At 38.6% G+C, this 7,322-nt stretch carries 6 protein-coding genes; all 6 read right to left on the reverse strand.

Features of this window, described 5'->3' with window-relative positions; genetic code table 11:
• Positions 1-454, reverse strand: a 454-nt coding sequence (locus E0L13_RS11430) for a hypothetical protein (RefSeq protein ID WP_168062519.1), incomplete at its 3' end; no start/stop codon positions are given.
• Positions 455-510: 56 nt separating this feature from the next.
• Positions 511-1,686: a glycosyltransferase gene (locus tag E0L13_RS11435; protein ID WP_168062521.1), complete on the reverse strand. Its 1,176-nt coding sequence runs from the start codon at positions 1,684-1,686 to the stop codon at positions 511-513.
• A 20-nt stretch (positions 1,687-1,706) separates the two neighbouring features.
• The gene (locus E0L13_RS11440; protein ID WP_168062523.1) at positions 1,707-3,380 is read right to left on the reverse strand and encodes a PIG-L family deacetylase; all 1,674 of its coding nucleotides are present in this window, start codon (positions 3,378-3,380) and stop codon (positions 1,707-1,709) included.
• A gap of 45 nt (positions 3,381-3,425) precedes the next feature.
• On the reverse strand, positions 3,426-4,556 hold the full coding sequence (locus tag E0L13_RS11445) for a glycosyltransferase family 4 protein (protein ID WP_168062525.1): 1,131 nt from the start codon (positions 4,554-4,556) through the stop codon (positions 3,426-3,428).
• On the reverse strand, positions 4,553-5,296 hold the full coding sequence (locus E0L13_RS11450; protein ID WP_240924739.1) for a glycosyltransferase family 2 protein: 744 nt from the start codon (positions 5,294-5,296) through the stop codon (positions 4,553-4,555). The genes E0L13_RS11445 and E0L13_RS11450 overlap by 4 nt, the downstream gene beginning before the upstream one ends.
• 290 nt (positions 5,297-5,586) lie before the next feature.
• Complete coding sequence (locus E0L13_RS11455; RefSeq protein ID WP_168062529.1) at positions 5,587-7,158, reverse strand: AAA family ATPase; 1,572 nt, start codon at positions 7,156-7,158, stop codon at positions 5,587-5,589.
• Between the last annotated feature and the right edge of the window lie 164 nt (positions 7,159-7,322).

The following is a 7,322-nucleotide window of genomic DNA, read 5'->3' on the forward strand; positions in this document are numbered from 1 at the left end:
CCATTGCATAATCATTGGGATTACGAAAAAATCCACTAATACGCTCCCCATGAGGTAAAAAGAAAAAAATAAACAGGACATACCCGCTCAATATAATAGAAGCTAAAGATGTTCCCCACTGAACACTTTGATGATAAAAACTTCTTTGATTAATCGTATATAAAACAAAAAATGGCAACGTCCAATATATGTACTTTATTGTAGACTGCAGGGATTTTCCATCTCCGCTAAGCATGGCTGCAATCACCAACGAACACATGAATACTAAATAAATTGATATAAATTGCTTATCTGGAAATTGAAAATTTTTATGTGTCTTTGCCAAACAAATCACCATGCATATAATAAGTAAAGCATAACTAATGCTATACCCGGCATTACTAATAGTTGAGCATAAAAAAAACAAATATATAATCTCAATTATGGATATTATTTTATCACTCACATTAATCATACATAATGGCTCCTCTATTTCTACTAATTTCAAAGAAATATCTATATCTTTTACATCTATTTTTCATGTGACTTTGTTACCAAAACACATAAATCTTCCCACTTTTTCCAAATTTTATCCGGAGCATATTTCTTCATTTCTTCTCTCGCAGCAAGCCCCATTTGAACTCTTAATGCTTTATTCACCATTAATTTTTCCATCTTTTTTATATATTCTTCTTCATTATTAGCCAAGTATCCAGTTTTTCCATCTACAATCAATTCATTGACCCCTCTGGCATACGCAAATCCAATACCAGGAATGCCCATAGCATTAGCCTCTGCTAGCGCTAAACCAAAACCTTCCTCTGAAGATGGAAAAGCAAATATATCTCCATCTTTCAAAATTTTCTTAGGTTGTTTTACAATTCCACCATATATTACCTTTTCCTGCAAATCATGATCCAAAACAAATCGATCAATTTCATTTTTATATTCTGCATCCATTATCGGACCATAGTAACAAAGTTCCCAATTTGAAAATTTATTTGCTAACTTAGCAAATGCTTGAATAGCAACAAAAGGTCTCTTTCGGTATTTTTCAATTCTTCCTACTAACAATATTTTATAAGTATTTTTTACTTCACGCAGGTCAGCCACCTCACAATCTTCTACCTGGGGTACAACATTGGGAATGCAGCAAACATTTGTTGCAATCAATGCTTTAGCTTCCTCCACAAAACTTGGCATAAGCACTTGATACATGTCGACTTTACTAGCTTCTTTGCGTTGCAATGGTGTTAGTGATGCAATCTGATCTTTTACTGATGCATGTACCATAGTGATAATAGGAACTTGCCCTTTAAAAAGCCGATTTGCTACCATAACACTATTGAACTCGAAGCAGATTACTACATCTATATTTTTAATATCCAAATTTTCTTTCAGCTTGCAGCATAAGCGCTCTGTCTTATATTTATCAACACGATTGACTGCATTAATGTGTAATCCCTTATTTAATTCTCGTAATACTTTATATTGAAAGGGAACTTTTATTTTCCCTAATCCCAAATTAATTTGATGTACTGACGACTGAAAATTATAAAAAGGAGTTACACCTGGTTCATCATTCCAGATAGAGTATATCACATGCCCTCGTTCAGTTAGAGCGTTAGCCATTTCTACAAAAACTCTTTCTGTTCCAGAAACATTTGCAATTGATGAAATGCCAAAACACAATAAAGCAATATGCATTTTATCTCCTCCTTAGTGCCTCAGCCGTTATTTAAATATTGCTTACTTTTAGCCATTTTTCTCGCAATTTTACGTATTTTTCTCCGTACACAAAATCGCTCATATTGTTGTTTTATACGCAATATTATCTGTTTCCATTTAGCAAGGCGATATATGACAATTTTATCATATATCTCTGGATGATTAATTACACTTGCTTTGATAACAATGCTATTGACGGATTTATCAATATAGAGAATCTTATCGTCAACATAACTCTTTCCACCTTGCAAAACTTCAAAATAAACAGGGTTCTCTGTTGCATACCGATATATCTGTAACGGAAGTTTCCTTATTCGCTTGTCAAGTATATATTGATAAATGAAATTATCATTCACCATAATTTTTATAAACGGTTCATCGATATTATCATTTTGAGAGTAAAATTCGCATTCTGACAAACCGACTTGTTCTCCACTGTACTCTAATATTTGCACAGAACATTTTTTCGTTTTCTGTATCGGAATTGCTCTGGAAATTGGATTACCATTTACTGGTAAAGCACCTAATTCTAAAGAATATCCCGTATCAAATTCTATTTTTAATTTACTGATGCGAGATTTGCTACTGATATTACCAAAAATACGAAAATATGAAATCTCCTGATATGTATCCCAAGAAAAGGTGACCATTTTAACCATATCTGATTTCTCTGGAATCCAACAATAATCTGACGGACATGGCGTATATCTATCAATATCATTGGTATTCATTAAACTAAAATCACATACTTTTTCTACAGTATCCAGAGAGGAGGTACACATTATATCAGCTTGATAAGATATACTATCCGTTCTGCGCATCCAAAAAATTTTGTCACTATTAATAATCTGCCCTGCATGCAACCCAGCACTCTGAGAATAATGACAACATAAGGCTTTAAACAAAATATTCTTTTTCAAAAACACATTCCAACAACGATCAGGAACTGGAAAACGAATTCGCTCACTCCATTTATATACAAACAATCCCGTAAGGCCTTTATCATGAAGCTGATCAGGATTCAACGTCGAACCCAGATTTACGGCATAAAAATCGTCCAATGTTTCATAAGCAGTACAGTATGCAAATGCTTTATACACATACGGATGATATGTATTCCCTTTCTGCCGCAGAATCTTCCCCATAACTTGTTCAAAAGACAAGGATAACATACGATGGTCAGCATGCCAATCAAAATCTACTGCAAAAATATATTCTGCACGAATAGAAAGAATTATATTCTCTAAATCCGCACAATAATTATGTTTTGAATATGCATGATGAATTTTCTCTTTATTATATATATATTCTGGATGCCCTTCTATTCCATATGTTTCTTTACGTCCAGCATGTGAAATAACACTATTCTTTTGAGAATAAAAAATATGAGAATGCTCCCCCTCCACATTTAACGTATCTCCATATCCCATAAATATGATATGATTTTCTGGCACACCCAAAACCATTGAAGCTTTTATAGCTTCATGCAATCGGACTTCTGCCCTATATTCATAGTCACCATTTGTAGCATATACAATAAAAATCTCGCTATTAACAAGTGACGCTCCATAAATAACAGAACCAGCAATATTTATTTCGTCATCTGGATGGGGAACTAAAATTAAAATTCTTTTTTTTCTGAACCGATTAAAAAAGCTATTTTCAATCATCATTGTATAACCTTACTTTTACAAATTTTCTGAATCTAATATTTTTTACTAATTGCACAAAATATTAGAAATCAACGCTTCATGACTATATTCCAAATTTGCTGCTTTTAAATTTGTTATATATAGAGAACCATTTTTTACTAGATCATCCACAAATCGTTCCAACTGCCTTGCAAAAGAATCAACAGAACTTAAATCCACTGCCATGCCAATTTTATATTTTTCCAGCACTTCCGGATTTAATTCCGGCGATGCTAATACAGGCTTATAAAACCCGATCGCCGTAAACAGCATGGCGCCCCAATGATATCGATACCGTTCAGCCGCATACGGCATCATGATGGCGTCAACGCTGAGCAACGCTTTTTGCCATTCCAAGCCAATCAGATTTTTATGCCAAAAAGTAATATTTTTATAATCTGCATAGTCTTTAGCATAATTATCAAAAATTTCTCCGTCTTCCGGCTTCGCCGTTGCTCCTTGGACGATAAGCTCTACCGGCACAGAAAATTTCGCTTTCGTAAACGCTTCTAAAAAGAAGCCTAAATTCTTTTCCTTGCGGAATTGTCCGAAAAAGCCAATTTTGACTGGCGGCGTAATATGCAGAGACGTATCGACGGGCATATCCTGAGGCTTAAACACAGGAGGCGCAATTAAATCAACGTTCCTAAGGCCGCTATTCTGAAAATCATCCCGCAAAGTGATGACCTTCAGATGGATTTGCTTATACGCTTCTACCCTGCGCGCCTGTTTTTCAAATTTCGGCTGCTCATGCGGATTAATCCCGTGAAAAATCATATATACGGGTACAGGAGAATCTTTTAGCTTACTATTCAATACCGTGCGGATGTATCGCCATGTGCCCGTAGGAATAATAATCGCGTCGCAGGTTCCTGCGCAGGCTTTTTCATACGCCGAATTAAACCAAGCAATTCTCCGCCGTTCTCTGCGTATAGAGAGAAATATCTTCTTCAATTTGCCGGCGCCCGCATAGGTAACAACCTCTCCGCCGGTTAAATAATCGACATCGCAATGATAATCCAGCTTGAACGGAAAACGTTCAGGCACAAAAAATACAGGCGTATGCCCCTGGCGTTTTAACTCATCGACTAAAATTCTATCAAATTCAACTTCATGTCCAGCCGGCATGACAATAGACTCCAAAATGGCTATTCTCATTTATTTTCACACTTTCTTTGCAGCTCATGCAATTTTATATATTTTAACATTGTATAAAAGAAATGAGTGCAACATAAATAAGATCCGATCCACCCATCTAGAAACCCTTTACGCAATACAAACATTTTAAAGAATCCCCCAATGCTATGGAGCAATATGCCTGATAAAGAAGTCCTCTTTCCTCTTTTAAATGCATCCTGCGCCCAAATCGTCGTGTACAAACACAGCTTTTCTTCCCATTCATGCCAGTCCGTGTAGGCATAATGTTCAAAATACCCCGGCAGGTTTTGCTTCGGCAAAGGGCATTCGGGATGTTCGTGCACTTTATGGACCCACGTCACCAAATTGCGAGGAAACATGCGCAAGACATGATCCGGATTTAAAACGCCGTGATTGAAGGTCACGCCGAAGGCGACAGATTTCCGTTTAACAGAATACTGTGTATCCAACGCGCCATGCTGTACTATATCTCGTATAGCCGCCCCTAACGCCGGCGTAATTCGTTCGTCCGCATCGACGTACAATACCCAGTCAGCCTCTGTCTGCGACAAGGCAAAATTCCGCTGCGCGGAAAAGTCTCCATCCCAGGCACGAAAGGCTACTTTAGCTCCTTCTCGTTCTGCTAATTCTACCGTCCGGTCCGTACTGCCCGAATCTATGATGATGACTTCGTCCGTACATGTCTTGGCGTTACGAACGACGTCTACGATATTCCCCTCTTCATTTTTCGTCAAAATCAAAATAGCTAATGAACTCATAGTGCGACTCCTCAAACCGTACTTAATACGCTTTTATCATATTGTATTATAGCATATTTGCCGCTTATACACTACATAAATCGTACCATCGGCCCGACTCTGAATGGGACAAAAATTTCATTCTCTCTCCGAGTTTTCGGCCATATCGAGCAATGTGCTTCGTAGTCGCAATCCCTTCAAAACATGTCGTTTCATTTTTTCTGGCAAAAGAAAAAGCAATGACTTAATGAGATATACTCCCTGCCATTGCTTCTAAATATATTCATACGATATTATGTTGTTTCTTTTTCTATACGGCAAGTATGCTTCTTGCTGCCTCGGTCATATGTAATGCCGACGCAGAGGACATTTCCTTTGTAATCCTTCAAAGCCTCCGTATAGTGTTTATCCCGTATTTGCCGCAATGCTGTATCGGCATTGTCATCCCATTTCAGCTCTACGACCATAGCCGGCTTATCGGCGTATTTTTTCTTCGGAAGAAATACCATATCGGCAAAGCCCTTGCCTGTCGGCAGTTCGCGGATGATCGTATAGTACTGCCGCGCGCTGTAATAGGCCAGCGAGACGGTATAGCTCAAAGCATTTTCGTCATTGTATTGCAGATGAGACGTATTTAAGTGCGCTTCCTCCATGCCTTTCGCTACGGCCTCTTCGTCGCCGTTCCACGTAGCCTGTAGAAGCTTGTCCGACTGCAGCACGGAATGAATAATTTCTGACCACTGGGATACCCGCGTCGCCGTCACGTATTCGCCCATGATTTCCCGATTGGGAATAAAAACTTCCTTCGTATCGAAATCATAGCCTAAATACCCTAAATGAACGAGCAAGGTCAGCACGTCGTCGGCCGAATGGAAGGTCGTCATGTCGTTGACGAAAGACCGCGTGTCAATTTTCTGACGTCCGCCAGCCATGAGCTTGACAATGGTATCCCGCAGGCCGGCGAAGTTCATGTCGATATAGATTTTCAACGCTTCAAAGGTTTCCGTCTGGCTCCAGTAGGTGTTAAACTTATGCGAACTGAGACTTTCTACAACCGAACGGGGATTATAAATAGAACCTACCTCGTCAAAATAGTACCCGTCATACCAGTCTTTCATTTCCATGAAATTCATATCATATTGTACGCATAAACCACGCACTTCTTCCTCTGTAAATCCTACGTATGGAGCCAATTTTCCCGCATCAGTCATGGAAAACTCCGTAAACATATTCAGTGCCGAATGAGTCCCATACTTTTTAATAGGCAGAATGCCCGTCATATAAGCCAAGCCAATGTAGGCCTTGTCTTTGAGCCAGTCACGCAGGAAATCCAAATACTGCCGCTGAGCCTGGTAATCGTTTCGGTATTCGCGGAAAATGCAGTCCCATTCGTCGATAATGACGACAAAGGGACGCTTTGACTGCATATATACGTCGGCCATGGTACGACTCAAATTTTGCTTATCAAAATACATATAATCTGGATATGTCATACATATATCCCATAACACAGACCGTCTGACCAACGCCAGCATATCTTCCATAGAGTTTGTTTGACTCAAAAATTCCTGCATGTTGAGGAATAACACATCACATTGATTCCGATACGTATCAAAATCTGCATCGCCGGCAATATCTAATCCTCGAAACACCATGCTGCCGTCTACAGTCCTGTCATAATATGCCGACAACATATTAGCCGCCATGGATTTTCCGAATCGCCGGGGACGACTGACACAGATATACTTATTGGATGATTTAAATATACGATTCGTATAGGCAATCATACCGCTTTTATCTACATATATAGCAGAGCGCAGCGCTTCCTGAAATTTGTCGCTGCCTGGATTTAAATAGATTCCCATGGCTCTCCTCCATCATGAATATGTTACCGATATTGTTACGCTTACCATTACGCTGATTGATATTGTCCTGTTACGTATATAGTATCAATATTGGCGGCAAAATTCAACGACAGCAGGTATAACAGACAGTGTCAAGTTGTTGTGGGTATATATTTGACAGAAAC

The organism is Megasphaera sp. SW808 (assembly GCF_012027795.1).
Classification (GTDB): Bacteria; Bacillota; Negativicutes; order Veillonellales; family Megasphaeraceae; genus Megasphaera; species Megasphaera stantonii.

Bases quoted from the DNA above. Each gene is read 5' to 3' on its own strand.
- E0L13_RS11440 (WP_168062523.1), bottom strand. From the start codon at position 3,380: ATGATGATTGAAAATAGCTTTTTTAATCGGTTCAGAAAAAAAAGAATT.
- E0L13_RS11435 (WP_168062521.1), bottom strand. From the start codon at position 1,686: ATGCATATTGCTTTATTGTGTTTTGGCATTTCATCAATTGCAAATGTT.
- E0L13_RS11455 (WP_168062529.1), bottom strand. From the start codon at position 7,158: ATGGGAATCTATTTAAATCCAGGCAGCGACAAATTTCAGGAAGCGCTG.
- E0L13_RS11445 (WP_168062525.1), bottom strand. From the start codon at position 4,556: ATGAGAATAGCCATTTTGGAGTCTATTGTCATGCCGGCTGGACATGAA.